The sequence below is a fragment of the Halorussus halophilus genome (assembly GCF_008831545.1).
GTDB lineage: Archaea > Halobacteriota > Halobacteria > Halobacteriales > Haladaptataceae > Halorussus > Halorussus halophilus.
Map to the genome: position 1 here is coordinate 2,192,331 of NZ_CP044523.1, position 26,240 is coordinate 2,218,570.

26 protein-coding genes are annotated in these 26,240 nt (G+C 61.6%); 16 read left to right on the forward strand and 10 right to left on the reverse strand.

Going from position 1 to position 26,240, the window contains the following annotated elements; genetic code table 11:
- The first annotated feature begins 71 nt into the window (after positions 1–71).
- From F7R90_RS10880 to F7R90_RS10900, 5 genes are all read left to right on the forward strand, one after another.
- Entirely contained in the window at positions 72–698 is a 627-nt protein-coding gene (locus tag F7R90_RS10880) for a lamin tail domain-containing protein (RefSeq protein WP_158057463.1), read from the forward strand.
- Between the two features lie 244 nt (positions 699–942).
- Entirely contained in the window at positions 943–1,407 is a 465-nt protein-coding gene (locus F7R90_RS10885; protein WP_158057464.1) for a 30S ribosomal protein S15, read from the forward strand.
- Positions 1,408–2,550 (forward strand): exonuclease RecJ, encoded by a 1,143-nt coding sequence (locus tag F7R90_RS10890; RefSeq protein ID WP_158057465.1) that lies wholly within the window; start codon positions 1,408–1,410, stop codon positions 2,548–2,550.
- Complete coding sequence (locus F7R90_RS10895; protein ID WP_158057466.1) at positions 2,547–2,840, forward strand: KEOPS complex subunit Pcc1; 294 nt, start codon at positions 2,547–2,549, stop codon at positions 2,838–2,840. Before F7R90_RS10890 ends, F7R90_RS10895 begins: the two co-directional genes overlap by 4 nt.
- On the forward strand, positions 2,837–3,472 hold the full coding sequence (locus F7R90_RS10900) for a 30S ribosomal protein S3ae (protein WP_158057467.1): 636 nt from the start codon (positions 2,837–2,839) through the stop codon (positions 3,470–3,472). Before F7R90_RS10895 ends, F7R90_RS10900 begins: the two co-directional genes overlap by 4 nt.
- Before the next feature lie 97 nt (positions 3,473–3,569).
- On the opposite strand, the gene F7R90_RS10905 is transcribed toward F7R90_RS10900, so the two are convergent.
- Positions 3,570–3,998 (reverse strand): plastocyanin/azurin family copper-binding protein, encoded by a 429-nt coding sequence (locus tag F7R90_RS10905; protein WP_158057468.1) that lies wholly within the window; start codon positions 3,996–3,998, stop codon positions 3,570–3,572.
- Positions 3,999–4,691: 693 nt separating this feature from the next.
- On the opposite strand from F7R90_RS10905, the gene F7R90_RS10910 reads away from it, so the two are divergent.
- From F7R90_RS10910 to F7R90_RS22180, 3 genes are all read left to right on the forward strand, one after another.
- Positions 4,692–5,456, forward strand: a complete 765-nt coding sequence (locus F7R90_RS10910) for a protein sorting system archaetidylserine synthase (RefSeq protein WP_158057469.1) — start codon at positions 4,692–4,694, stop codon at positions 5,454–5,456.
- 101 nt (positions 5,457–5,557) lie between these two features.
- The gene (locus F7R90_RS10915) at positions 5,558–6,859 is read left to right on the forward strand and encodes a HEAT repeat domain-containing protein (RefSeq protein WP_158057470.1); all 1,302 of its coding nucleotides are present in this window, start codon (positions 5,558–5,560) and stop codon (positions 6,857–6,859) included.
- 133 nt (positions 6,860–6,992) lie between these two features.
- The gene (locus F7R90_RS22180) at positions 6,993–7,148 is read left to right on the forward strand and encodes a DUF7837 family putative zinc-binding protein (RefSeq protein WP_192498284.1); all 156 of its coding nucleotides are present in this window, start codon (positions 6,993–6,995) and stop codon (positions 7,146–7,148) included.
- On the opposite strand, the gene F7R90_RS10920 is transcribed toward F7R90_RS22180, so the two are convergent.
- Complete coding sequence (locus F7R90_RS10920) at positions 7,137–7,379, reverse strand: hypothetical protein (protein WP_158057471.1); 243 nt, start codon at positions 7,377–7,379, stop codon at positions 7,137–7,139. The two genes, F7R90_RS22180 and F7R90_RS10920, sit on opposite strands and share 12 nt — an antisense overlap.
- 79 nt (positions 7,380–7,458) lie before the next feature.
- Here F7R90_RS10920 and F7R90_RS10925 point away from each other — a divergent pair, with 79 nt between their 5' ends.
- Entirely contained in the window at positions 7,459–9,159 is a 1,701-nt protein-coding gene (locus tag F7R90_RS10925) for a phospholipase D-like domain-containing protein (protein WP_225741146.1), read from the forward strand.
- A gap of 6 nt (positions 9,160–9,165) precedes the next feature.
- On the opposite strand, the gene F7R90_RS10930 is transcribed toward F7R90_RS10925, so the two are convergent.
- The 4 genes from F7R90_RS10930 to F7R90_RS10945 form a co-directional block, all read right to left on the reverse strand.
- Positions 9,166–11,070, reverse strand: coding sequence for a DHH family phosphoesterase (locus F7R90_RS10930; RefSeq protein WP_158057472.1), 1,905 nt, complete (start codon positions 11,068–11,070; stop codon positions 9,166–9,168).
- Between the two features lie 230 nt (positions 11,071–11,300).
- Positions 11,301–12,182, reverse strand: a complete 882-nt coding sequence (locus F7R90_RS10935) for a hypothetical protein (RefSeq protein ID WP_158057473.1) — start codon at positions 12,180–12,182, stop codon at positions 11,301–11,303.
- 198 nt (positions 12,183–12,380) lie between these two features.
- Complete coding sequence (locus tag F7R90_RS10940; protein WP_158057474.1) at positions 12,381–12,824, reverse strand: hypothetical protein; 444 nt, start codon at positions 12,822–12,824, stop codon at positions 12,381–12,383.
- A gap of 149 nt (positions 12,825–12,973) precedes the next feature.
- Positions 12,974–13,894: an NAD-dependent epimerase/dehydratase family protein gene (locus tag F7R90_RS10945; protein ID WP_158057475.1), complete on the reverse strand. Its 921-nt coding sequence runs from the start codon at positions 13,892–13,894 to the stop codon at positions 12,974–12,976.
- Between the two features lie 185 nt (positions 13,895–14,079).
- Between F7R90_RS10945 and F7R90_RS10950 the strand changes: the two genes are divergently transcribed.
- Both F7R90_RS10950 and F7R90_RS10955 read left to right on the forward strand, forming a co-directional pair.
- Entirely contained in the window at positions 14,080–14,613 is a 534-nt protein-coding gene (locus F7R90_RS10950; RefSeq protein ID WP_158057476.1) for an Rrf2 family transcriptional regulator, read from the forward strand.
- A 301-nt stretch (positions 14,614–14,914) separates the two neighbouring features.
- Positions 14,915–16,072 carry an NAD(P)/FAD-dependent oxidoreductase gene (locus F7R90_RS10955; RefSeq protein ID WP_158057477.1) on the forward strand — a complete coding sequence of 386 codons (1,158 nt, stop codon included), beginning with the start codon at positions 14,915–14,917 and terminating at the stop codon, positions 16,070–16,072.
- A 111-nt stretch (positions 16,073–16,183) separates the two neighbouring features.
- Here F7R90_RS10955 and F7R90_RS10960 read toward each other — a convergent pair whose 3' ends face one another.
- Both F7R90_RS10960 and F7R90_RS10965 read right to left on the reverse strand, forming a co-directional pair.
- Complete coding sequence (locus tag F7R90_RS10960) at positions 16,184–16,624, reverse strand: adenylyltransferase/cytidyltransferase family protein (protein ID WP_158057478.1); 441 nt, start codon at positions 16,622–16,624, stop codon at positions 16,184–16,186.
- Positions 16,625–16,643: 19 nt separating this feature from the next.
- Positions 16,644–17,150, reverse strand: coding sequence for a Mov34/MPN/PAD-1 family protein (locus F7R90_RS10965; RefSeq protein ID WP_158057479.1), 507 nt, complete (start codon positions 17,148–17,150; stop codon positions 16,644–16,646).
- A 585-nt stretch (positions 17,151–17,735) separates the two neighbouring features.
- Between F7R90_RS10965 and F7R90_RS10970 the strand changes: the two genes are divergently transcribed.
- From F7R90_RS10970 to F7R90_RS10990, 5 genes are all read left to right on the forward strand, one after another.
- Positions 17,736–18,512 (forward strand): nucleoside phosphorylase, encoded by a 777-nt coding sequence (locus tag F7R90_RS10970; protein WP_158057480.1) that lies wholly within the window; start codon positions 17,736–17,738, stop codon positions 18,510–18,512.
- Positions 18,513–18,560: 48 nt separating this feature from the next.
- Positions 18,561–19,481: an arginase gene (gene rocF, locus F7R90_RS10975; RefSeq protein ID WP_158057481.1), complete on the forward strand. Its 921-nt coding sequence runs from the start codon at positions 18,561–18,563 to the stop codon at positions 19,479–19,481.
- Positions 19,482–19,797: 316 nt separating this feature from the next.
- A complete protein-coding gene (locus F7R90_RS10980) occupies positions 19,798–20,481 on the forward strand; it encodes an HAD family hydrolase (RefSeq protein ID WP_225741147.1) in 684 nt (227 codons plus the stop codon).
- A 57-nt stretch (positions 20,482–20,538) separates the two neighbouring features.
- Complete coding sequence (locus F7R90_RS10985) at positions 20,539–20,919, forward strand: hypothetical protein (RefSeq protein ID WP_158057482.1); 381 nt, start codon at positions 20,539–20,541, stop codon at positions 20,917–20,919.
- A gap of 60 nt (positions 20,920–20,979) precedes the next feature.
- On the forward strand, positions 20,980–21,759 hold the full coding sequence (locus F7R90_RS10990; RefSeq protein WP_158057483.1) for an SDR family NAD(P)-dependent oxidoreductase: 780 nt from the start codon (positions 20,980–20,982) through the stop codon (positions 21,757–21,759).
- Position 21,760: 1 nt separating this feature from the next.
- Here F7R90_RS10990 and gyrA read toward each other — a convergent pair whose 3' ends face one another.
- Positions 21,761–24,259, reverse strand: coding sequence for a DNA gyrase subunit A (gyrA, locus tag F7R90_RS10995; protein ID WP_158057484.1), 2,499 nt, complete (start codon positions 24,257–24,259; stop codon positions 21,761–21,763).
- A 1-nt stretch (position 24,260) separates the two neighbouring features.
- Positions 24,261–26,183 carry a DNA topoisomerase (ATP-hydrolyzing) subunit B gene (gyrB, locus tag F7R90_RS11000; RefSeq protein WP_158057485.1) on the reverse strand — a complete coding sequence of 641 codons (1,923 nt, stop codon included), beginning with the start codon at positions 26,181–26,183 and terminating at the stop codon, positions 24,261–24,263.
- Positions 26,184–26,240: the final 57 nt, after the last annotated feature.

Genomic DNA, 26,240 nt, shown 5'->3' on the forward strand with positions numbered 1-26,240 from the left:
CTCTCGGATTCATATTGTACAGGATTTCCATCCCCACAAGATGTTTACAGCACCTGTCAATATTTCCATTTATGAAAATGAGCCGCCGGAAAGTTCTCGCGTCAACCTCGACCGCTTTAGGAATCATCGTTGGCGGTTGCACAGAAAAGCAGAATCCCTCAAAACAGACAAGGAACACTCAATCCCAAGGTGCTGCCCAAACAACACAAACAAGAACTGACGCAACAACTTCTCAACGCTCGTCAAACGAATCTGAGAAGAAATCAATTCAGACGACCCAAAGCACGACTTCTAATTCGTCCCTTCCACCGATTTACATCTCTCAGATGGTTCCAAACCCGAAAGGCGATGACGAAACGAAGCTCAATAATGAAGTAGTGACTATCGAGATGAATAGTAATACAAGTCGAGATTTGAGTGGGTATCGGCTTGAATACTCGACAGGAAAAACGTACACCTTCCCGGACATAGTTACTGACGTGCCGCCTAACTCCAATATTACTATACACTCGGGCTCAGGCGAAAACGAAACAAGTCAAACAACCAACTCCGAATTCACGCTTCACGTCGGGTCCGAAACGCAACTATTGAGCAATCAAGATGGGAAGGTATCTCTTCTGAACAGAAATGGAGAGATAGTGCATGAGGTGTCGTACTCTTCGGTCAAAGAAGGAGAAATCGTTGCAACCGCCGAATAGCATTGCACATCGGGCACAGTAGTCCTCCTCAGTAAATAGCACTCCCAGATTCGTAGACGACCTTAGCAACCCTTTTACCTGATCAACTAAAATACGGGGATACGGGAACAGCACAGCCGCAAATCCGACGCGCCGTGAGATTTCACGGCTTGGGATTGCGGACGTGCATCGCGTCTACCCGACGCACCAGCACGCAGACTCTCTCAGCGTCACGAGCGGTCTGTGCAGTTCCAATTCATCAACTATGGCACGAATGCACACCCGCCGCCGCGGCTCGTCCGACTCGGACAAGCCCGTGGCAGACGAACCGCCGGAGTGGAGCGACGTAGACGAAGACGCAATCGAAGAGCGAGTCGTCGAGCTTGCAGACCAGGGCCACAGCCCGAGCCAAATCGGTCTGAAGCTGCGCGACGAAGGCGTCAAGGGCACGCCGGTCCCGAACGTCAAACTCGCGACTGGGAAGAAGGTCACCGAAATCCTCGAAGAGAACGACGCCACTGGCGACCTCCCCGAGGACTTGGAGAACCTGATGGTTCGCGCCATCCGACTGCGCGAGCACATGGACGAGAACCCGCAGGACGCTCAGAACAAGCGCGCCCTGCAGAACACCCAGTCGAAGGTCCGTCGCCTCGTGGACTACTACCGCGGCGACGAACTCGACGAGGACTTCACGTACTCCTACGAGAAAGCGAAAGAACTCCTCGAATAGATGTCTACCTCGGGTCGAACAGGCGACGGGAACGCCAGCGCGGCCAGCGACGTGGCCGCCGTCCTCGGCGAGTCTGCGTTCGTTCGCGTGCTGACGCGCGCGGACGGCGACTGCCTCGCCGCGGCCGGACTGCTCGCACACGCACTCCGCGAGCAAGGCGTCCCGTACCAAGTGCGAGTCGCGCGCTTCGGTGCTACCAGCGAAGCGAGCGCCGAGTCTGACGATACCATCGTCACCGTCGGCCTCGACTGCGCGGCAGACGCAACCCTCGAAAGCGACGCGACCCCGGCGAGCGTGACCGCCTTCGACGCCGCGAACGAACTCGAAGCGTCACCCGACGTGACGCTCGCACTCGCAGGCGTCATCGCTGGCGGCCATCCGCCGGGCGCTGGCGAGAGCGCGCATCTGCTCGAATCCGGTGGCTTCGAACAGCGACCTGGCGTCGGGATTCCGACCGACGACCTCGCGGACGGACTCGCACACACCACCCTCGCGCACGCCGACTACTCCGGAGACGCAGGAGCCGTACAGGCCACGCTGGCCGAACTCGGCCTCCCTGCCGAACTGGACGAGTCGGCCCATCGCAAGATTGCCTCGGAGTTCGCACTCGCAACCATCGACGCGCCGCAGGCGAACGCACGCGCCGCCGACGCCGTGGAACGTGCGCTCCGGCCGCACGAGACGCCAGCGGGGCCGTTCGCCACGCTCGAAGGCTACGCCGACGTGCTCGATTCGGTCGCACGCGAGCGACCGGGGACGGGCGTCGCGCTGGCACTCGGACACGAGGCACGCGACCCCGCGCTCGCGGCGTGGCGCGACCACGCCCAAGCCGCACATGCAGCGCTCGCAGAGGGGACGACCGGCCGATACGACGGCCTGTTCGTCCTTCGGACTGAGGATGCGCCGGTCGAGACGGTGGCACGCCTCCTCCGAGACTTCCGCTCGCCGGAGCCAATCGCGCTCGTCGTCGGCGACGGCGTTGCGGCGGCCGCCGCGAGCGAAGACTGCGGCGTCGGCGCGACCATGAGCGACGCGGCAGGCGCGACAGAAGGCACGGGCGGCGGCACCGCTCGCCGCGGCTACGCCGAGTTCGACACCGATACCAAGGAGTTCTTAGGCGCGTTCCGGGAGGCACGACGATGACAGGCGAAGTGAATACTCGAACGGCGACCGTTCGGTCCCGGTTCGAGGATAGCGAAACTGCCGAAATACTCGCGAGTTCGGTCCGAGTCGACAACACGCCCGAAATCGACACCCGTGTCGAAGTGGGTGGCGACGACGGTGCGACTGTCGTCACGACCGTCTCGCGTGAGACGACCGGCGGCCTGCAATCGACGCTCGACGACTACGTCGTCAACCTCACCGTCGCGGAGAAAATCGTACAGCTAGCGAACCAACAGCAGACAGACACCAACACAGAATACAACTCATGAGCGAACGAAGCGTATCCAAGCAGAAACAGGAGAAGCGATGGTACACCATCCACGCTCCCCAACAGTTCGACCGACAGGAACTGGGCGAGACGCCCGCGGACGAACCGGAGAAGGTGTACGGCCGCAACATCGAAACGACGCTCGGCGAACTCCAAGGAGACGCCGGAGAGAACAACACGAAGCTGACGTTCAAAATCAACGACGTGGGCAGTGACGCCGCGTACACCGAGTTCATCAAGCACGAACTCACGCGCGACTACCTGCGTAGCCTCGTCCGTCGCGGTGCCTCGAAGGTCGAGGCCTACGTGACCGTGCTGACGACGGACGACTACCGCGTCCAGATTCAGCCCGTCGCGTTCACGACCAAGAGCGCCGACGCGTCCCAGGAGAAGGCCATCCGCAACACGATGACCGAAATCGTGCGCGAGGCCGCAGAGGACCGCACCTTCGAAGACATCATCGACAGCGTCGTCGAAGGGCGACTCTCCTCGGCCATCTACGGCGAGGCCAAGACCATCTACCCGCTGCGCCGCGTCGAGATTCAGAAGGCGACGCTGGAAGCCCGTCCCGAAGAAGTCGCTGCCGAAGAAGAGGCAGCGGTGGACGTGGACGAAGAAGACGTGGAAGTCTAACCGCGGATTTCGACTTTCGAATCGACTTTTCGGATTCTTTCGATGCGCTGTTTCGAGAGGAGGAGTGGCTACACTCGAAGCGTCAGGTGAACTGGCGTTACTCTTCGACGACGATTTTCCCAGTCATCCCGCCCGGTTCGTGCGGGATGCAGAAGTAGTGGTGTTCGCCAACTACGTCGAAGGTGTGCTCGAACGTCGTACCAGCGTTAATTCGACCTTCCAAGCCGCCCATCCACCCGTCTCTGGCGGCCTGCTCGGAGTCGAAGCCGCCCGAGGCGAAGTACTCCGCGCCGTCGGGAAGCTGGCCCTCGTAGGCGGTGACGGTGTGACGGCGGTTGCCGGTGTTCCGCCAGACGACCGTGGTTCCCTTCTTGACGGTGAGTTCGGTGGGCCTGAAGAACGTCGAACCCATGCCGATGTCGTACTCGCCGCTGTTGCTCGAACTGGTGGTTTGGATGGCGCTACAGCCCGCAAGAGAGGTGGCGGCGAGTGTGCCGACTCCGGCGAGATAGCTCCGGCGGTTCATAGTCGGGGTTCAGAGTGGCAGGGATTTAGGTAGTGCGATAACTCCGAGAATCTGGGAATCGACTAGGAGAGGGGTCGTTTTGTGGATTGGATTCCGAATTTGGATCTGAGCCAGCAATGGAGTCCAACGACTCCGTGAACCGCACTCAAACCGCGTTTCGCTCTCGGAGAACCAAGTCCAACGAGTCTGTGAACCGCACGAGCGCCGAAACCTATGAGACCGCACCGCCACCGCATCAGCCACACCCACCCCACCCGACTGCGCGATTCATTTTTCGAAGACGCGACGCGTCGCGTCTTCGAAGTTCGTTGCTCGTCCCTCGCGCGGAATTGGCGCGACACGCTCCGCGGTCGCACCAGGGCGCGCCGTGTGTTAGTAGGTATCGCGGAGTTCCCCAAAGACAACCGGCGCGCGCGGCCGAATCCTCGTGATTCGGCCGTCCGTGCGAGGGATGAGCGAAGCGAATCGGCTGGGGAGGAGGGGGTGCGGTCTCTCATTTGCACCGGGAGTAGTAGCTGTCGTAGTCGTAGAGTTCACTGCAATTGCGGTCTCAATAGCCGACTGGAATCGCGGTCGAGCTAGTCACTACGACCTTCGAATCAACTCTTCCGGAACCACCAAGCGTCTCCACTCGCTCTCCTAGACCTTCTTCGAATAACAAAACGTATCAAGGCGGTTGCCCACCCGATGAATATGCAACCCCGGTTCGTGGGGCGGCTCGGACTCGCCGACGCCGTCACGGTTTCGAACGCCGCGCTGGGCTTTCTCGCGGCGGTCACTGCCACTATCGAACCGGCGCTGGCCGCGCGGTTGGTGTTGCTCGCGGCCATCGCGGACGGACTCGACGGCGTCGTCGCGCGCAAGGCCGGAAGCACGCCCGCGGGCGAGTACCTCGACTCGTTGGCCGACGTGGCGTCGTTCGCTGTCGCACCTGCAGTCCTCGTCTTCGTCGTCGCGCGCGAAACGGTTGGCCTCTCAGGGGGTGGCCTCACCACCGCCACGCTGCAGACGGCCGCAGTCTTCTGCGTTCCCGCCCTGTTCGTGGCGATGGCTGTGGTCCGATTGGGGCTGTACACCGCCTACGACCTTGGAAACCATCACACGACTGGCGCGCCAAGCACACTCGGCGCGACGGTGCTAGCGGCGCTGGTGCTGGTCGGCGTCCAAGCCCCTGCGATACTGCTCGGTGCGACCGCGCTGTTTGCCTATCTGATGGTCGCCCGGATTACCTACCCGGACCTCTACGCCCGCGACGCGCTGGCGATGGGCGGCGTGCAGGCGCTCGCTATTCTCGTTCCGACCGCGTTCGGCCGAGCGTTTCCGAAGGCCCTCCTCATTGCGGCGCTGGCGTACCTACTGCTTGGCCCGCGGTTCTACTGGCGGGACTGTCCGGAGACCACCGCTACTGCGCCTGGTCCAGGTAGGGAGTCAGACGCGAGCGGGCCGGACTCGTCGTGAACGAGGAGAGGACGAACGCCAGCCCGGAAGGGAAACGCTCTTGAAGCGTACGGACGGAGTTTCCAGCATATGAGCCGAGTCAGCCTAGCGGGGTGGACTGCGTGAGCGACGACGAAGACGCACCCGAAGAGACGGGCGACGAGGAAGCAGAGCAGGAAGAAACCGAACAGGAGGAGGCTCTCGAAGAGCAGGTCTCCGAAGAGAGCATCGAGGAGGAACTCGACGCGGCCGAGGAAGACCTCGAAGAAGCAGAGACCGAGACGGACCTCGACGCCGTCGAAGCGAAACTCGACAAAATCGAGGGCATGCTCGAAGCTGCCGAGCTTCCCGAACCGGACGACGAGGACGAGGAAGGTCCCCAAGAGCAGTTCGAGGGCCGACTCTCCGACCTACGCGACGAACTCGAAGAAGCCCGCGGCCCCTACGCCGAAGAAGTCATCGAGACGATAGAGGACGCCGCCGGGACTATCGAGGACACGCGCTGGACCGAGACGGGCATCGAAGAACTCGAAGCGACCGTCGAGGAGTTCGTGAAGGCCGTCGAAGACGCACTCGACACCAACGTCAACGCCATGCTCGACAGCGACAAAGTGACGCTCGCGGCGACACTGGAGAAGGCCGCGACGAAAATCGGCGACGCGAGTCTCGACCCCGACGACGACAGCGAGACCATCGAGTCGCTCGTCGCCGCCGCCGAGGAACTCGAAGCGGGCGTCGAAGACGCCGAAGCGTGGGACGACCTCGAAACCCGCGAGCAGTTGGAGGCAGAGGGCTACTTCGCGGAACTCGAACACCGCAAGGACTACCCGCCGGAGTGGCACGCCCTGAAGATTTGGGAGAAACGCGACCGAGCAGACATGGTCCTACTGGCGCTCGACAAACTCCAGTCGAACTTCATGGAACGCCACTGTCTCGAATCGCTCGAACGGATGGGCAACCCCGAGTCGCTCGACGAGATGAAACAGCGCGCCCAACGCCGCGACAAACCCGCCATCCGCATCATCGGGAAAATCGGCGACGAGGACGGTCTGGAGGCCATTCGCGATTACGTGGACGCCGACCCCGGCATGGCGAAACCCGTGCTGAAGGCTATCGGGGAAATCGGTAGCGAGGAGGCGACCCAAGACGTTGCCAATCAACTGGCCGCCGAGGACGCCTCGGTCCGCAGTCAGGCCGCCCGTTCGCTCGGTCTCATCGGCGACACGCGCGCCATCGAACCGCTCGCGGACGTGTTGGAAGACGACGAAGCCGACGAAGTTCGCGCGAGTGCCGCGTGGGCGCTCAACCAAATCGGCACGGAACGTGCGCTCGAAGAAGTGCGAGCGTACAGCGAGGACCGCGCGTACATCGTCCAGTCTGAAGCCGAGAAGGCCCTCGATACCGAAGGCGAGCGCGCCGCATAATCGCAGATTACCAGTTTTAGTACGACGTTTCTGTTCTTGCCGACTCGTTCTGTACGACACTAGCCGCTGTCACTTGTTTTAGCGCGACAATAACAAAGACCCCGCGACTACGTTGTAATACACGAGAGGGGTCATGTCTACCAACCGGACGACGCTCGGCGACTGTCCGAACTGCGGGGGGACGATTACGAGGGCCTACCTCCTCATCGAGTACGAATCGGCCGGACAACCCGCGAAGTTCGCCGAGTGTCCCAACTGTCGGGACGTCGTTCACCCCTCAGGTGAGTAGCGCCGCGAGAAACTGGAGTGCGAACGACACCGCTATCAGAAACGCACCGATGCGGCCCGCCCACGTGTGTTCTGTTATCTCCATCGGCGAGATGTCGATGCTGTAATCGTTGAATTCGGGTTCGTACTCGACGTAGCTCGGTTCTTGGAAGAACTCGAAGAAGACGAGGACGGCACCGAGGGCACCGACCGCGTAGCCTGCGAGTTCGAGTGCCAGCACGTAATCCACCATATCCACCTACGCGAACGTCTCCAGCAAAAATCCACCGGTCAGCGAGGGTTTATAGTCGAAGACGGGACCACCTCCTCGCGTGCGTTCGCTGGCCCTTCCACTCGTCGTCGTGCTGTTGTTGGTCTCGATTGCCGTTCCACCGGCGGTGGCCGGAACAGGAGTGACGAAGTCGAAATCGACAACGAACTCGACATCGACAACGAAGCCGACATCGACACCCCAGTTCGTCGCCGCGTACCCGAATCCTGCCATCGACGACGACGCCGGAGAGTTCGTCGTCGTCAGCTTTCCCACCAAGACGACTCTCAGTGAGTACAGACTCTCCGACGGAGAGACGACCGCGAAACTGCCCAATCGAACCGTCTCGGGACGAGTCGCGTTCTCGGCAGACCCAGTAATCGCCGCAAACAGGACGAACGCCACTGTCGTCGCCGTCGAGTCTGGGTTCTCGCTGGCGAACGGCGGTGACACGGTTCGGTTCGTGACTCGGCCGAACGCGACCAGCGTAAACCCTGCAAACGCAAGTCTCACTTTCCCCGACGCGCCCGAGGGCGAACGCTGGCACCGGACCGAAACGGGGTGGACGTGGACGCCACTCGGGGCGAGTGACTTCCAAGTCGCGTCTGTCGAAGACACCAAAGTACGAACCTTCGTCCTCCCCGACTCGCCCGAAGTTCCGCTCGAAACGATTCAGAATGCGAACGACAGAATCCTGCTCGGTGGCTACACCTTCGCCACGCCGCGAATCGCCGACGCACTGCTCGCCGCCGAAAAGCGCGGCGTGGACGTTCGCCTGCTCCTCGAAGGCGGGCCAGTTGGCGGGATTCCGCGCCGCGAAGCCAACTTGCTGGACAGACTTACCAAGGCAGGAGTGGAGGTCCGGATGGTCGGCGGCCCGCTCGCGCGCTACTCTTACCACCATCCGAAGTACGCCGTCGCGGACGACCGCGCGCTCGTGATGACGGAGAACTGGAAACCCGCGGGAACCGGTGGTCACGGCAGTCGCGGATGGGGCGTCGTGGTCGAAGACGGGCAGATGGCCGACCGATTGGCGACCGTGTTCGAGGACGACGCCGAGCAGAGAAATACGGTCGCGTGGCCCGAATTTCGAAAGCAACGAAGCTTCGAGCCAGCATCGCCAGCGAACGCCTCGTTTCCGAAGACGTTCGACGCGAAATCGGCCACCGTCGAGTCTGCCGACCTACTTCTCGCTCCCGACAACGCCGAAACTGGTGTGGTTTCGCTCATCGACTCCGCAGACGAATCCGTTCGAATCCAACAAGCCGGAATCGGAAACGTTCGCCAGCCGTTCCTGCGCGCGGCGGTCAGCGCCGCGCGCCGCGGCGTGGACGTGAAGATTCTACTCAGTAGCGCGTGGTACTCAGAGAAGGACAACCGCCGAATCGTGGAGTGGGTGAACCAGCGTGCAGAGAAGAAGGATCTACCACTGGAAGCGCGACTGTCGAACCCGAAGGGGCGCTACGAGAAGATTCACGCGAAGGGCGTCGTCGTGGACAACGAGTCTGCCGTCGTCGGGAGCCTCAACTGGAACAACCACTCGGCGCGCGAGAATCGGGAGGTCGCGGTCGTGTTGCACGGAGAGCAAGCGGCGGGGTTCTACGCGAACTCCTTCGATTCTGACTGGCGGGCGAGCGCGAGCGACGGGAACGGAGCGAGCGCGAAGCGACTACCAGTTGGCCTCCTCGGCGCAGTCGCTCTCGGTGCGATTGGCGCGTTACTGCTCGCAAAGAGAGAAGTCGTCTTCGAAAATCGTCGCTAAATCCGATCAGTCGTCCGACTCGTGGCCGACCGTCGTACTCTGCAACGCCTCGTCGATTTCCGCGTCGGCCATCTTCTCGACCAGCGCGTCCAGCACTTCCTCGCGCATGCCGGGGACGAACTTGATGGACCCCACCACTAAATGGCCGCCGCCGGAGACGCCGCCGCCGACGATTTCCTCGTTCAGTTCCGTGACCATCTCGGGGATGTCGAGGCGCACGCCGTCGCTCCGGAGGACCGCGAAGTCAGGTCCGTAGCCGATAGTGATGACGGGTTCGCCAGTCTCCTCGACCTTGCGGTCGTGGATTTCGCCCGTCGTCTTGCCCGGCGCGGGGTAAGTGAAGCGGTGGGCGTGGTTCTCCACGTCGATTCGGTAGAGGTTGGCGTCACTTTCGAGTCGCTCGTGTTCGACGTGTGGCATCGCGGCGTCGAGTTGGTTCTCCACGTCTTCCTCCGAACGGTCCGCGAGGAACTCGACGAGTTCGCGGTGGCGCTCCTCGTCGCCGCCGACGTTCAGCACGTCGTTGATGAGGTTGCGGCCGTCGTCGTACTTGAGCCAGTGGGCCTCGTAGTCGAGCGCCTCGCCGATGTCGCGCAGGAACGGCTCTTCGTAGCCTTCGCTCTCGGCGAGTTCGATGTAGTCGCTCATCGTGTCTGCTTTCGAGCGGTCACAGATGCCTGCGACGGCGGGGACGTGGCGCAGTTCCTCGGTAATCGGCGGCCAAATCATTCGCGCGAGTTCGACGCAAAGCATCCCGGTGGTGATGCGGTAGTCCTCGTCGTGGAGGTACGGGTTGACGTGCGCGTCCACGAACGGTTCGACCGCTTCGGGGTCCGGATGGTGGTGGTCCACGACGACGATTGGGATGTCGTAGTGCGCGAGGTTCTTGTACGCGGGCACGTCCTCGGCGGTACTCCCGTTGTCCAACATCAGCAACAGCGGAAGCTTCTGGCCGTGGCGCGCCTGGTCTTCGAGCGCGAAGTTCAGGTCGCGGGTCACGTCCTCCATCTCGTAGAACGGCGCTTTGCTCGGGAGGCGCTTGAACAGGTGGCGGGCCGCCTCGGGGTCTTGGTGGGTATCCTCGATGAACCGCTCCAGTGCGAGTTGCACCGGAATCGAGGCACACATGCCGTCGCCGTCTGCGTGGTGACGTACGCGAATCGGGCGACTTTCGAGGACGGTCTTTCGAAGCTGTTTGGCGACCTCTTCGAGGCCGGGAATCATTCCCGCGAGTGCGGGCCAGTCCACGAGGGGTTCAATTTCGTTCGGTTCGGCGCGAGCTTCGAGCGCCTCGGAGAGTCGGGTCTCGACAACTTCTGCTTCCTCGCCCTCCAGCACGTCGAGGTCCTCGACTTCCACTTGCAGGGCGTTGTCGCGCTCTTCGACCAGTCCGGTCACTCGGACTACGTCGTCGATTTCGACCTCGGGATAGGCTCGCACCCCTGCCTCTTCGAAGGCCGCACAGGGGATGACGCCCTCTTCGTCGCTGACGTGGAAGATGGTCGGGCCACCGGTCTGCTTGATCTGGACGATTTCGCCTTCGAGGTGGACGGTGTCGTCTACCATCTCGGAGAGTTCGTCGGTGCCGGTGATCTCGTACTCGTGAGAGACGGCGACCGTCTCGTACTCTTCACCCTCGACGTCAGCGGGCGAGAAGCTAAGGTCGCCGTTCTCACGGATTTCGGTCAGTTCGACCATGAGGTCGTCGCCGACGGAGTAACTGCCGTCGTACGTCGATTCGTGCAGCAGTCCGGAGACCGAGTCGGAGAGGTCCACGAAGACGCCGTAATCGACCACGCCGTTGACCGTGGCGTGGTAGTAGTTGCCAACTTCGACGTCCGAGAGCGTACAGTCCGAATCGAGGTCGTAGACCACGACACTCTCGGCGTCGGGGTCGGTAGACGAAGTCATTCTTGTGCGTGTTTTGTCGTGCCCGCCTTTAACGGTTTGCAAGTGGCTTCGAGGGCCGGTGAGCGAATCCGAAGACCACGGTCCACGCGAGGTCGGCTCCCGACAGTACGTGGTGTTCGATACATCGTCTCGGAAAAAATGTGTCCGCGCCGAGTCGTTCGGCGCAGTTCTGTTCCGACCCCGGCTGGTGGAGGACGACGTCCGTCCACCGAAGTGTTCGACTACTCGGTCTACTGACGACCTTCGCAGTAGGTGGTCCACTTGCAGTCGTAGAATCCACTCCGGTCTCGCTCGTGTCGGGTGACCGTCGTCGCGTTCAGCGACTGTCGGCCCTGCGTTCCGTTCGCGTCGAGGGTGACGGAGAACTCGCCTGCCGGACCCTTGTCCACGCCGCCGGTTTCGGGACCGAACGTGGCGTCTTTGACGTAGACTTCGCCCGAGATACCGAACGTCGCACCGCCGTATCCGACCGTCGCACCGACGCTCTTCTGGCGACCGTTGAGGTCGCTCACGGACGACGGCGAAACCTTCGTCACTTCTTCTTCGGTACTGCGGATGTTCAGCTTGTTCCGCATGAACTTGAGGTGCGTCTCGTCGTGCCAGTAGTCGCTGTTGGTCTCGGTCTGCGACCAGTGCCAGTAGAAGTAGTGGTACCGGCCCTGGGAGTCGGTCTCGTTCGACTTGTAGACCGAGAGGAAGTGGTCGGTCGTCAACAGGAGCCGCTCCGGAGTTCCGCCGTGGACCTCGTAGTCTTGGTTCCAGCTCGTCAGGTAGTCCAAGTTCTGCGTGTTGCTCGGACCGCTACCGAAGGTAGTCACCACGTCGTCGCCGAACTTCCCGCTCTGCGTATCGACGGGTTCTGCGAGCATGTTCTGAACGCTCTCGTCGTCGTACTTCTCCGCCAGCCGCTGAATCTCCTGCTCGACCTCACTGCGGCTGAGTGCGTTCTCCTCGGTCAGTCGCGTCGTCTGCGCGTTCGACCCGACTTTCTTCTCGACTGCCTTGTCGGACGGTGCCGCCTGGGCCGACCCAGCAACCCCGAGAACGGTCGCCGAACCGAGGATCGATTTGAGTACTTTTCTCCGACTTGATGGGATGTCATCTGAACCCATATATCATGGAATAAACTAATCAGTATTAAATTTTTTGCTAGATTGAAGTATAATAAATCTGCATTGGTCCGGAAAGAATATTATGGATTAGGGCTCTCTAAGGGGCTTCAGTGGTTTATTGGGTGGCAGTAAAGGTCACCGCACGGATAGAGTTATAGACCGAGAAATCGGTAGTGGTCGTTTCAGCGAGGAGAACTGCTATTGGGAAGACGCAGTCCCGTTGTCGCCGGTCGTCCCCCCAGAACATCGCGAGTAGAACTGTGCGCTGTCGATGACCGACCCCTCGCTGTTCAGCACCTCGACGTCGAACGTCGTCGCGTCTCCAGCAGCGAACGTTATCGTCTGGTCGCCTCCCTTCACGTTCGACTCGGTGTGGATCGTTTCGCCGTTCGAACTGATCTCTATGCTTTCGACGCTGTCTTTCTGAACTTCTATGTGAAGTTCGACTTTGTCGAACTGGACGATATTGACGAACTCGAACGTTCCGTTTTCCGGGCGTTTCTCGACGCCGTTACGACAACCTTGGCCCTGTCCGTCGGTGTCCATCTCCCCTCCGCCGGAACCCGACTGGTGCCACGCGTAGTAACCGCCACCGATTGCACAACCCGATACGCCTAGGAGGAACGCTCTTCTTTTCACCATATTGCTATAGCATAATTAACCAAAGTGCAAAAGTCTTGTGGGGGCGGTTCCAATCGAGCAAACCACCACCCGACGGGGCAGACGGCCGTCTTCGGAGCGTTGGATTCGCCGCTCGAAAAGGGAGTTTGCCTTACTGAAACACGTCCCGACTACTGGTAGTACGAACAGACCTCCGCCAGCCCTTCCTCGAAACTGATTTTCGGCTCCCAACCTGTCGCCTCCTTCATCTTCGTGTTGTCGGCCATCGTGTCGTGGACGTACACCTTCTCCGGAATCGGGTTTTCGACGTACTCCGGTTCCACGTCGGTGCCGAGTTCCGCGTTCAGTCGCTCGACCATCTCGTTGGTGCTGTAGCTCTCGCCCGTGCCGAGGTTGTAGATGTCGTTTAGTTCGTGGTCGGCCGCGAGTTCGAGGCCGCGGACGATGTCGCTGACGTGGGTGAAGTCCCGCGTCTGGGTGCCGTCGCCGTAGATGACCGGCGACTCGCCGTGGGCGATTTTGTCTGCGAACTGCGCGATGAGATTCGCGTACTCGTCTTTGTGTTCCTCCGCGCCGCCGAAGCCCTCGTAGACGCTGAAGAATCGCATACCAGCCATCGACATGTCGTAGTGATAGGAGAAGTACTCGCCGTAGCGTTCGCGCGCGAGTTTCGAGGCTTCGTACCCGGTGCGGGCCATCACCTCCATGTCCTCGGGCGAAGGTTCGGTTCGGTCGCCGTAAATCGAAGAAGTCGAGGCGTAGACGACCGTCCCACAGCCTTCTTCGCGGACCTGTTCGACCGTGTTGACGAAGCCTTCGACGTTGACCCGCGCGCCTTGGGTGGGATCCTCCTCGTGCATCGGATAGGAGGAGAGTGCCGCGAGGTGGAACAACACGTCTACGTCGTCGGTCGGTAGGTCGTCTTCGACGACGCTTACGTCGTGGAACTCGACGCTGTCGTCCAAATTTTCCGGCGTTCCGAGGTAGAGGTCGTCGATAGCGACGACATCGTTCTCTTCGGCGAGATGGTTTGCGAGATTCGATCCGATAAATCCGGCACCGCCGGTCACGAGGACCCGTTTGCCTTGCATGGTTCGACTGATTCGGGCCACGGTTATAACTCCTATCGCCCCGGTCGTAGATTCGAGTCGATTCCGGGATGTAACTTAGAACCGATTCGAGTCTATTATCAGTCGCGGCCCGGAACTGTCAAAGCACCCGCGGCTTTTCGGGCGGTTCGTCGGATTTAAGGAAATCTATTACCAAGGATTCGGCCATGTCTACAATCGAGCTGACGTCGAGTCAGAAGACGATTCTGACTGCACTGGTCAACCTCCACCGGGAGACCGAAGACGCGGTCAAAGGCGAGGACATCGCCGCCGAAGTTGACCGTAACCCCGGTACCATCCGCAACCAAATGCAGAGCCTGAAAGCGCTTCAACTGGTCGAGGGCGTCCCCGGTCCGAAGGGTGGCTACAAGCCGACGGCGAACGCCTTCGAAGCGCTCGACGTTCAAACGTTGGAGAGCGCGGCCGAAGTACCGCTGTTCCACAACGACGACCCTGTCGAGGGGGCGAACGTCGAAGAAGTAGACCTGACGAGCGTCCACCACCCGGAACTCTGTCGCGCGGAGATTCACCTGCGTGGGTCGGTTCGGGAGTTCCACGACGGCGACTCGGTCCGCGTCGGCCCGACGCCGCTCTCGAAACTCGTCATCGAAGGGACCGTAGACGGCAAAGACGACACGAGCAACATCCTCATCCTCAAACTCGACTCGATGGAAGCACCTGCAGAAGAACCGGAACACTAAGTCTCCCGACGGAGTCTTCGAACGCCCCCGTTTTGAGTCCCCACTTCGCGTCCAGACCGTTTTCGTTTCGAGTTCCGGCCGTTCTCACTTCGCGTCCCGACCGTTCTCACCCCGAATTCCAAACGTCTCTACTCCGTTCTCGAAGTTCTTGCTTCGTTCCCGGAAGTTCCGTCTCGATTTCTCCCCGGTCGATACGTATAGCGAAGAAAATAATTTCCCCTGAAATTCGTGGTAGTGAGTCTCTTGCAACCGTTTTCGGCTTTCGTAGCCTTTGTATCGGATGGCTGTGCAAGGTTCGGGTATGACGGAGAATGTCGTCGTACTCGGCGCGGGGTACGCCGGTGCTGGCGCGATACAGTCACTCGAAGCGGAGCTAGACACCACCGACGCCGAGTTGACGTGGATTTCGGAGGAGAACTACCACCTCGTCCTGCACGAGTCCCACCGCGTGATTCGTGACCCGAGCGTCAAGGACAAGATTACGATTCCGGTCGGCGACATCGCGAGTCGAGACACGGAGTTCGTGCAGGGGCACGTCGAGAGCGTCGATAGCGAGGACCAACTGGTCGAACTCGAAGACGGCGACTCCGTCGAGTACGACTACCTGCTGGTCGCCATGGGGAGCAAGACCGCGTACTACGGCATCCCCGGAATGGAGGAGAACGCCCTGACGCTGAAAGGTCTCGACGACGCGCTCGAAATCCACGAGAAGGTCAAGGATGCGGCCTCCGAAGCGTCTCGAAACGACCCCGCGAAGGTCGTCATCGGCGGCGCGGGCCTCTCGGGCATCCAGAGCGCGGGCGAAGTCGCGGAGTTCCGCGACAAGCACCGCGCGCCGATCGACATCTACCTCGTGGAGGCGCTGGAGGAAATCATGCCCGGGCAGGACTCGGAACTGCAGGGCACCGTCCGTCGCCACCTCGAAGAGGCGGACGTCGAGATTCTGACCGACGACCCAATCACGGAGGCCACCGAGGACGCCATCCAGTTCGACGAGGGCGACGACCTCGAATACGACGTGTTCGTCTGGACTGGCGGCATCACCGGTCAGGACGCCATCTCGGAGTCCGGCCTCGACAACGAACACAACCGCGTCACCGTCGAGTCGAACTTCCAGACCAACGAGGACAACGTCTTCGCCATCGGCGACTCCGCAATCGTGGACCAAGGTGAGAACCCCGCGCCGCCGACCGCGCAGGCCGCGTGGCAAGCCGCGGAAGTCGTCGGTGAGAACATCGCCCGCGAGATGAACGACCAGCCGCTGAAGACGTGGACCTACGACGACAAAGGGACCCTCATCTCCATCGGTGAGACGGCCGTCGCCCACGACGTGGACGTGGTGCCGATGCGCACGTTCAACTCCTACCCCGCACAGTTCCTGAAGAAGTTCGTCGCCGCCCGCTGGATTGCGGACCTCACCTCGTGGCCGAACGCGCTCCAGTCGTGGGACGCGCTGTAGAACGAGTGAGGTAACTGCTGTTTTCAGTTTTCGAGTGCCCGAACCGTTTCGGATTCGCCCCGCGTAGACGGTCTCTGGTCGGCGAGAAGTATCCGCGTTGGATCTATCGTCCTACTGACTCCACTTGCCGCGTTCTTCGAGAATCCGGTCGATGATTCGGCCTGTCGAGAGCAGTTCGCCCTCGTACTCTGGTTCGCGGCCGCTCGCGCGCCGAACGACGCAATCGATGCCTCGGCGCGAGAGTTCGGCCTCGATAGCTGCGTCGTCGTGGTGCTGGTCGTGGCCCAACGCGATAACGTCGGGGTCGAGTTCTTCGATAGGCGCGAAGATGTCCTCGGGGTGGCCGATTCGAGCGTCGTCCACGGCGTCGAGTGCCGCGACCATGTCCCGGCGCTGGCGGTTCGGCAAAATTGGCGGTTCCTTGTGCGTGACGTTCTCGCGGCGGGCGACGATTACCGTCAACCGGTCGCCCATGTCGGCCGCGTCCCGGAGGTAGTGGACGTGCCCCGGGTGGAGGATGTCGAAGGTTCCCTGTGCGATGACGTGCGTCATTGTGTGTCCTCGTCGAGCCTCATTTTGTGTCCTCGTCGAAGTTGTAGTCTAACTCGGCGTCGATGTCCTCTTGCGTGAAGTCGAAGAACGATTCGCCCTCCGGGAGCGACACGTCCAGCACGTCCAACTCCCGCGGGTCGCCGTGCCTGTCGAACGCCTGCCAGTCGTCGTCCTCGTAGGGGTAGCCGATGATGATATGGACCTTCCCGCTCCCGAAGGTAGCGAGGTCGGCGTCGCTCGGGCGCAGTACGCCGTTCGGGTGCGAGTGAACGGAGCCCACAGAACGAAAGTCGTTCGGCACTTGGCTGGTCTTGACCGTCGCGCTCACCGGGTTGGACTCCGTTCCGGGGATGACCAACACGTCGGTGATGACGGTCCCGTCCTGCTCTAACCCGAGGCTCCGGGCGTCCTCGCCCCGCAGGAAGCCCATGTACTCGTGGGGATGGGAGTCTTCGGACGCCTCTAAGGCGAACTGGAGAGCGTCCTCGGCGATGCCGAGGATTTCGCTGGAGCGGAACAACCGCATACCTGAACGTCCGGCCGGGCGCGTTCTAAACGTTGCGTTGCGGGGACGAGGTGGGTCGTGGGTTGTGGTAGCATGGTGTGTTTGTTGCTATTCGGTAGGGATTGCTGGTGGTTCTGTGAATTCAATTGAGCTAGCTACAGTCACTGACACTGTACATGAGAAGCTAGCTACTCTCGAAACCGAGGAGAGACCGCACCGCACAGCACCGCCAGAGCCACACACCTCCCCAACCGACTGCGCGACTCATTTTTGGACGACGCGACGCGTCGTCCAAGTTGCGATGCTCATCCCTCGCGCGACTTCGGCGAAACACGCTACGCCGACGGACAAACCGCGTCCGTCGAGGTCTCCGAAAATCGGAGATTTTCGGGATCAGGCGGGAGCGTTGCTCCCGCCGACCTCGCGGAACTTCGTTCCGCTCAGTCACGAAAGAGCTTCGCTCTTTCGAACGATCACACTCACTTCGTTCGCGTGACCTCGGTTTCGCCAGCGCGCGCCGGATAGTTTTCTCAGCACCGAAGCCACCTGTTACCACTGCCCAGCCCTGCAAAACACACTTCACTTCGCTCTCTGAACAGTTGAGCGATGCCGTTTCCGAACCTCGCCGAAAAACACCAGTCGGAACCGCTCGTCACGCCGGAGCAACACAGCGAGTACCGAAAGGATGAGAACGACGGCGAGTCGGTGGAACCACCGGAAGCAGTCGTCCTCTGCTACAGTCGCAGTCTGATGGAGTACCTCACCGAGAGCTACGACGGGGAGACTATCGGCCACTACTACGGCGAACTGTACTTGTTCGACGACACGGACCGCAAGGTCGGCGTCCTCGGAAACTTCGGCATCGGGGCACCCACCACCGCGATGTTGATGGACGAACTGATTGTGGACGGCGTCGAGTCGTTCCTCTCCATCGGATTCGCTGGCTGTCTGGACGACGACATCGAGATGGGCGAGTTCATCGTCCCCTCGAAGGCCATCCGCGACGAGGGAACCTCCCATCACTACGTCGAGTCCGAGAAGTACGCCCGCGCCAGCGAGGACCTTACGGAAGAGACGAAAGCTCTCCTCGAAGACCGAGACGAATCCTACCACGTCGGCCCGTCGTGGACCACCGACGCAATCTATCAGGAGACGAAGAAAGAAGTCGAGGAGTACGCCGAGGAAGGCGTCCTCACCGTCGAGATGGAAGCCTCCGCCGTGTTCGCTGTCGCGGCCCACCGTGGCGTCGAAGCCGCGTCGATGTTCGTCGTCAGCGACTACCTCGGCACCAGCGACTGGGAACCGAAATTTCACCTGACGGCCGAAGACATGCAACGACTCGGCGACACCGCGAAAGACGTACTCGAAGCGCGCACGAACTGAGAACCCGAAAGCACGTCTTCTTTACACCGCCCGTCCCAACTGCCGAGTATGAGCAGACAGGTGCAGATTATCGGCGCGCCGATGGACCTCGGCGCGAACCGGCGCGGCGTAGACATGGGACCCTCCGCGATTCGCTACGCGGGTCTGGCGGCCGAACTGAAGGACGCGAGCGTCGAGTCGGTCGATTCGGGCGACTTGGTCGTCCCCCACGCCGAAGAGCGCGACCCGGATGCCGAACAACCGAGCGAAGGACGCGCGAAGTTCCTGCGCGAGACCGCAGAGGTGTGTACGGGACTCGCCGACGAGGTCGCCGACGCAATCGAAGCGGATTCGTTCCCGCTCGTCCTCGGCGGCGACCACTCCATCGCCATCGGGACGATAAACGGCGCGGCCCGCGACGCCGACATCGGCGCTATCTGGTTCGACGCTCACGGCGACTTCAACACCCCCAAAACGTCGCCGAGCGGTAACGTCCACGGCATGCCGCTGGCCGCCGTCCTCGGAATCGGCGACTTCGCTGGCACCGAGTGGGCCAACGCCGACCGACTCCGAGAAGAGAACGTCGCACTGGTCGGCCTCCGGAGCATCGACGAAGCGGAACGAGACGCCATCAAGAACAGCGACGTGACCGCGTTCACCATGTCCGAAATCGACGAGCGCGGCATCACACCGGTCGTCGAAGAAGCACTCGACGTGGCGACCGACGGCACCGACGGCATCCACGTCAGTTTCGACATGGACTGGCTCGAACCGAAGGAAGCACCGGGCGTCGGCACGCCGGTCCGCGGCGGCGCGACGTATCGGGAGGCCCACTCCGCGCTGGAGACCGTCGCCGAGCGCGACGAGAACGAGGACATCCTGCGCTCGATGGAAGTCGTGGAAGTGAACCCGATTCTGGACGAACATAACGAGACGGCCGAGTTGGCGACCGAACTCGCGGCGAGTGCGCTGGGGAAACGCATCCTGTGACCACCTTTTTTGCGGTCGGGTGCGCTGAGGGCCGGAGGCCCTCGCGCACCACTCTCTGCTCACGGCTTCGCCGTTCGCACGGCTCGGGGGACTCCGTCCCCCGGTGGCGCAAAAAATGTGGATCAAAAAAGGGACGCGGAGAAATCTGGACGCATCGCGTCCAGATTTCTCGCGTCTGCTTCGTACTCGTGCGACCACCGCCGACCGCAGGCGCGCGGGCAAGCCGCGCGCGCCGGTGGTTGGTCAGGCGGCGCGAAACTGACCCACAGTCGGCCGACCGACACCGACTCAAAACCGATGGTCTCAAGCAGTACTAGTGCCCGATTCCGACCGAATGGCAGGCTACGACGCAGTTATCTTCGACAACGACGGGGTGCTGGTCGAACCCCCGGCCATCGACACGTTGCTGGGGGCGACTCGCTCGGCGTTTCGGGAGTTGGGCGTCGAATCGGCCGACGACGACCACGTCGCGGCGATGACGCTGGGCGTGACGATGGACGAGTTGCGGAAGGTATGTGAAGCATACGAACTCGACACCGAGGAGTTCTGGCGAGCGCGCGACACCCACGCCTCGCGCGCCCAACGGGCCGAGTTCCGCGAGGGCGACCGAAGCCAGTACGACGACGTGACCGTGCTTCGAGACCTGGACCACGACCTCGGCATCGTGAGTAGCAACCAACACCAGACAATCGAGTTCATCCTCGAACACTGCGAGTTCGGACCCCTCTTCGACACCTACTACGGCCGGGAGTTGTCTGTCGAGAGCATCCGACGCAAGAAGCCCGAACCGTACTACATCGAAGCAGCACTCGCAGACCTCGACACCGACGACGCGCTCTACGTCGGCGACAGCGAGAGCGACGTCGTCGCGGCCCAACGCGCTGGACTCGACTCCGCGTTCGTCCGGCGACCACACAGCACCGGCGTCGAACTCGCGGCGGAACCGACCTACGACGTAGACGACCTGCACGCAGTAGCCGATTTAGTCGCTCGGCCATGAGCTATATTTACAGGTTTGAGTAGCTACTTTTATAAGCTGTCTTTGGAATTGTGGCGTATGAGAAATCAAGCCGACGCAATCGTAGACGAACTCGACGACGACCTCGGTGACGACCTCCACGGTGTGTTCTACGGCGACTTCCGGAACCGCAACTACACCGTCGCGCACCTCCACGACGAAGTGCAAGACGAGTTCGAACCCAGCGAGATAATGGACCTCGTGAGCGCCGTCGTGAACGAACAACTGGAGATTCACGACCACGACGACCTGACTCACATGCTCGGCGACGTTCGCGTGACGGTGCGAGCGTTCGAGAACAGTGCCCACATCCTCGTCTGGGACTCGCGAGAAGAGACCGGCCTGATGGTCGGAACCTCGCACGATGCCGCGACCATCGGCACGACGCTCGCTGCAGTCGAATCGACGGTCGAAGCGTAACGAGGGAAGTTCGAGCGACGACACGGAACAGTCTTGGCGCGACCGTACGACGACTCTCCTATGTCGAATACGGCACTCGTCACCGGTTCGTCGAGCGGTATCGGCCGCGAGTTGGCGACCCTACTCGCCCGAGACGGCTACGACCTCGTGTTGGCCGCCCGGAGCGAAGACAAGTTGGTCGCCCTCGCCGAGGCACTGGCAGACGAACACGGCGTCGCGGCGACAGTCGTGGTGAAGGACCTCGCTACTCCCGAGGCCCCAGCAGAGATACGCGAGACGCTCGAAGAGCGCGACATCCCCATCGACGTACTGGTCAACAACGCCGGATTCGGCCAGTACGGGCAGTTCACCGAGACGGACGCGCAGTCCGAACTCGACATGATTCAGGTGAACGTGACCGCGCTCACGCACCTGACGAAACTGTTCCTCCCCGAGATGACCGACCGCGGTGCGGGTCGAGTCCTCAACGTCGCCTCGACCGCGGCGTTCCAACCCGGTCCCCTGATGGCGGTCTACTACGCGACGAAGTCCTACGTCCTCTCCTTCTCGGAAGCCATCGCCGAGGAAGTCGATGGCACCGGCGTCACCGTCACCGCGCTCTGTCCCGGCGCGACCGAAACCAACTTCGACGAGCGAGCAGACATGGGCGACTCGAAACTGTTCCAACGAGGCACGATGGACCCCGAGACGGTCGCAAAGGCGGGGTATCGAGGCCTGCAGAACGGCAAGCGCGTGGTCGTACCGGGGTGGCAGAACAAGCTACTCTCGCAGGTACATCGCGTCGTCCCGCGAAAGACGGCGGCACGGGCCGCCAAGCGAGCGCAGGAAAGAGAACAGTAGGTTAGTTTTCGGCTTCCGGTTCGTCCGCGTCGGACTCGCTCTCTGCGACCTTCGCCGGAAGCACGTCCACGCTAGCGACGCTGTCGGTCGCTTCGAGTTCCATCACTTTCACGCCCATCGTGTTCCGGCCGACTTCGGAGATGTCGGCGGAGCGGATGCGCATGATTTGGCCGTCCTGGCTCATGATGATGAGTTCGTCGTCCGGGCCGACGGCCTTCGCCGACGTGACCGAGCCGTTCCGGTCGCCGGTCTTGATGTCAACCAGTCCTTTGCCGTTGCGCGACTGCTTGCGGTACTCCGAGATGGGCGTCCGCTTACCGTAGCCGCGCTCGGTGACCGTCAGCAGGTCTTCGTCACCGTTCTCCGAATCGGCGGCGACCATGCCGACCACTTCGTCGTCGCCTTCCAACTTGACGCCCCGCACACCGCGTGCGTTGCGGCCCATCTCGCGGGCTTCGGACTCGTCGAAGCGAATCGCCATCCCGTGGGCAGTCGCCAACAGGAGGTCTTTCGTCCCGTCGGTGACCTGCACGTCCACGAGTTCGTCGCCGTCGTTCAGACTGGCGGCGATGATGCCCGTCGAGAGGATGTTGTCGAACTCCTCGGCGGCGGTTCGCTTGACGTAGCCGTGACGCGTGACCATGCTGAGCGATTCGTCGTCCTCGAAGTCGTCGGTGTTGACGACTGCCGTCAACTCCTCACCGTCGTCCAAGTCGAGCAAGTTGATGGCGGATTTGCCACGCGCGGTGCGAGACATCTCCGGAATCTCGTAGGCTTTCAGGCGATAGACCTGCCCGTGGTTGGTGAAACAGAGCAGGTGGTCGTGCGTGTTCGCACGGAACACCTTCGAGACCCTGTCGCCTTCCTTGATGTCGCCGCCGATGATGCCCTTGCCGCCGCGGTTCTGGGCGTCGAACTGCGCGACGGGCATCCGCTTGACGTAGTCTTGCTCCGTGAGGACGACGACCACGTCTTCCTCGGCGATGAGGTCCTCACGGGTGACTTCGTCGGTGTTCTCGATGAACGAGGTTCGCCGGTCGTCGTCGTACTCGTCTTTGACTTCGAGCAGTTCGTCTTCGATGACCTCCAACAGCTCCGACTCGTCGCCCAGAATCTCTTCGAGGCGCTCGATTCGGTCGGTCACGTCGTCGTACTCGTCCTTGATTTCGGCGGCCTCCAGGGAAGTGAGCGACCCCAGTTGCATCCGGACGATGTGTTCGACCTGCTCTTCGGAGAAGTCGTAGGCGTCCATCAACTCGGCTTTCGCCTCGTCGCGGTCCTCGGAGTTTTGGATGATGTCCACTACGTCGTCCACGTGTTCGAGCGCGCGCAGACGGCCTTCGAGGATGTGGGCGCGGTCTTGGGCTTCGCCGAGTTCGTACTCGCTACGCCGCGTGACGACTTCTTTGCGGTGGTCGAGATAGTGCTGAAGCGTCTCCTTGAGCGTGAGGACCTGCGGTTCGCCATCGACCAGCGCGAGGTTGATGACGCCGAAGGTCTTCTCCAGATAGCTCTCCAACAGCTGGTTCTTGACGACCTCCGCCATCGCGTTGCGCTTCAACTCGACGACGATGCGGATGCCGTCTCGGTCGGACTCGTCGCGCAGGTCGCGGATGCCGTCGATGGTGCCCTCGTTGACCGAGTTGGCTATCTTCTCGACCATCCGGGCCTTGTTCGTCTGGAACGGCAGTTCCGTGATGATGATGCGGTCTGCTTTGCCTTCGCGCTCTTCGACTTCGTACTCGGCGCGCACGCGGATGCGACCGCGGCCGGTCTTGTACGCGGCGTGGACCGCGTTGCGACCGACGATGTTCGCGCCCGTCGGGAAGTCCGGTCCCTTGACGTGTTCCATCAGGTCCTCGACGGTCGCGTCGGGGTTCTCGATGAGTTCGACGGTGGCGTCGATGACCTCGCCGAGGTTGTGCGGCGGAATGTTCGTAGACATCCCGACCGCGATACCGGACGACCCGTTGACGAGCAAGTTCGGGAACGCCGAAGGGAGGACCTCCGGTTCCTGAAGCCGGTCGTCGTAGTTCGACTGCCAATCGACGGTGTCCATGTCGATGTCGGCCAGTAGCTCCTCGGCAATCGGAGCCATTCGGGCCTCGGTGTAACGCATCGCGGCGGGCGGGTCGCCGTCTACCGACCCGAAGTTCCCCTGCCCGTCGATGAGCGGGTAGCGCATCGAGAAGTCCTGGGCCATCCGCGCGAGTGCGTCGTAGATGGACTGGTCGCCGTGGGGGTGGAAGTCGCCCATCGTGTCACCCACGATGTTCGAGGACTTCCGGTGGCTCGCGCCGCTGGTGATGCCCGACCGGTGCATCGCGTAGAGGATGCGTCGGTGAACGGGCTTCAGGCCGTCGCGCACGTCCGGCAGTGCGCGACCCGCGATGACGGACATCGCGTAGTCGATGTAGCTCTGTTCCATCTCGTCCTCGACGCGGACGTTCCGTACTCGTTCTGCGACATCGTCGGGGATGTCAGATGAATCCGTACTCATATCAGATGTCAACCCAGTCTGCTTCGGTGGCGTGTTCCTTGATGAACTGCTTGCGGGGTTCGACCGCGTCGCCCATCAATACGGAGAACATCTTGTCGGCGGCCGCGGCGTCCTCGACGGTTATCTGTTTCAGGATGCGGTTCTCGGGGTTCATCGTGGTCTCCCACAGTTGCTCGGGGTTCATCTCGCCGAGACCCTTGAACCGCTGGACCTGCGAGGGGTTGCCGTCGCACTTCTCTTCGATGATCTGTTCGCGCTCCTCCTCGGTCATCGCGTCGTAGGTCTCGCCTCGGTAGCGAATCCGGTAGAGCGGCGGTTGAGCCGCGTAGACGTATCCAGCCTCCAACAACGGACGCATGTGCCGGTAGAGGAGTGTCAGATACAGCGTCCGGATGTGCGCGCCGTCCACGTCGGCGTCCGTCATGATGATTATCTTGTGGTAGCGCGCGTCGTCGAGGTCGAACTCGTCGCCGACACCCGTGCCGATGGCGGTCATGAAGTTCCGAATCTTGTCGTTCTCCAGCACGCGGTCGAGACGGTGTTTCTCGACGTTGAGGACCTTCCCGAACAGCGGGAGGATGGCTTGGAACTTCCGGTCGCGAGCCTGTTTCGCCGAACCGCCCGCGGAGTCGCCCTCCACGACGAACAGTTCGGACTCGCTCGGGTCGCGCGTCTGGCAGTCCGCCAGTTTGCCGGGGAGCGCCGTCGATGCGAGCGCGTTCTTCCGACGAGTGAGTTCTTCGGCCTTCTTCGCGGCTTTGCGGGCCTTCGCGGCCTCGACGGCCTTCGAGATGATTGACTCTGCCGTGTCAGGGTTCTCCTCGAAGAAGGTGTTCAGTCCGTCGTGAACTGCCGATTCGACGATACCTCGGACTTCGCTGTTGCCGAGTTTCGTCTTCGTTTGGCCTTCGAACTGCGGGTCGGGGTGTTTGACCGAGATGACCGCGGTGAGGCCCTCTCGGACGTCTTCACCCTTCAGATTCTCGTCTAAGTCGCCGAAGAGGTTGTTCTCCTTGCCGTAGTCGTTGACGACGCGGGTCAGCGCCGTCTTGAACCCGGTGAGGTGGGTCCCGCCCTCGCGGGTGTTGATGTTGTTGGCGAAGGCGTGAATCGACCCCTGTAGCTCGTCGGTCGCCTGCATGGCGACCTCTACTTGGATGTTCTCGGCTTCGTCTTCGAAGTAGATGACGTCCCGATGAAGGGGGGTCTTCGTCTCGTTCAAGTACTCGACGAACTCTCGAATCCCGCCGTCGTATTTGAACGACTCCGACTGTTCGTCGTCCTCGTCGCGCTCGTCGTGGAGGCCGATTTCGACGCCGGAGTTGAGGAACGCGAGTTCGCGCAGTCGGCTTTCGAGCGTCGAGAACGTGAACTCTGTCGCCTCGAAGATGTCGCCGTCGGGCCAGAATCGGATGGTGGTGCCCGTCTCCTCGTGGTCGTCCAGTTCCCGAACTTCTTCGAGATCGGTCGCCGGTTCACCCTGCTCGAACTCCTGTCGCCAGAGCACTCCTTCTCGCTTGACGCTCACTTCGAGGCGCATCGAGAGGGCGTTGACGACGCTGACGCCGACGCCGTGGAGGCCGCCGGAGACTTGGTAGGACTTGTTGTCGAACTTCCCACCGGCGTGGAGGACGGTGAGGATGACCTCGACCGCAGGGGCGTCGTACTCTTCGTGAGTATCGACCGGAATCCCCCGTCCGTCGTCGGAGATACTTACGGACCCGTCGTCGTGAAGTGTCACGTCGATGGAGTCACAGTGGCCCGCGAGGGCCTCGTCGATAGAGTTGTCAACGACTTCGAACACGAGATGGTGTAACCCTCTCGCGTCCGTAGAGCCGATGTACATCGCCGGGCGTTTCCGAACGGCCTGCAAGCCTTCGAGGACCTGAATTTGCCCGGCTCCGTATTCACTTTCCTGACTCATAAAACGTGATTCAGGGTAGAGCCTCAGTAGTTATAAAACTCACGTGTACGCGCGCGC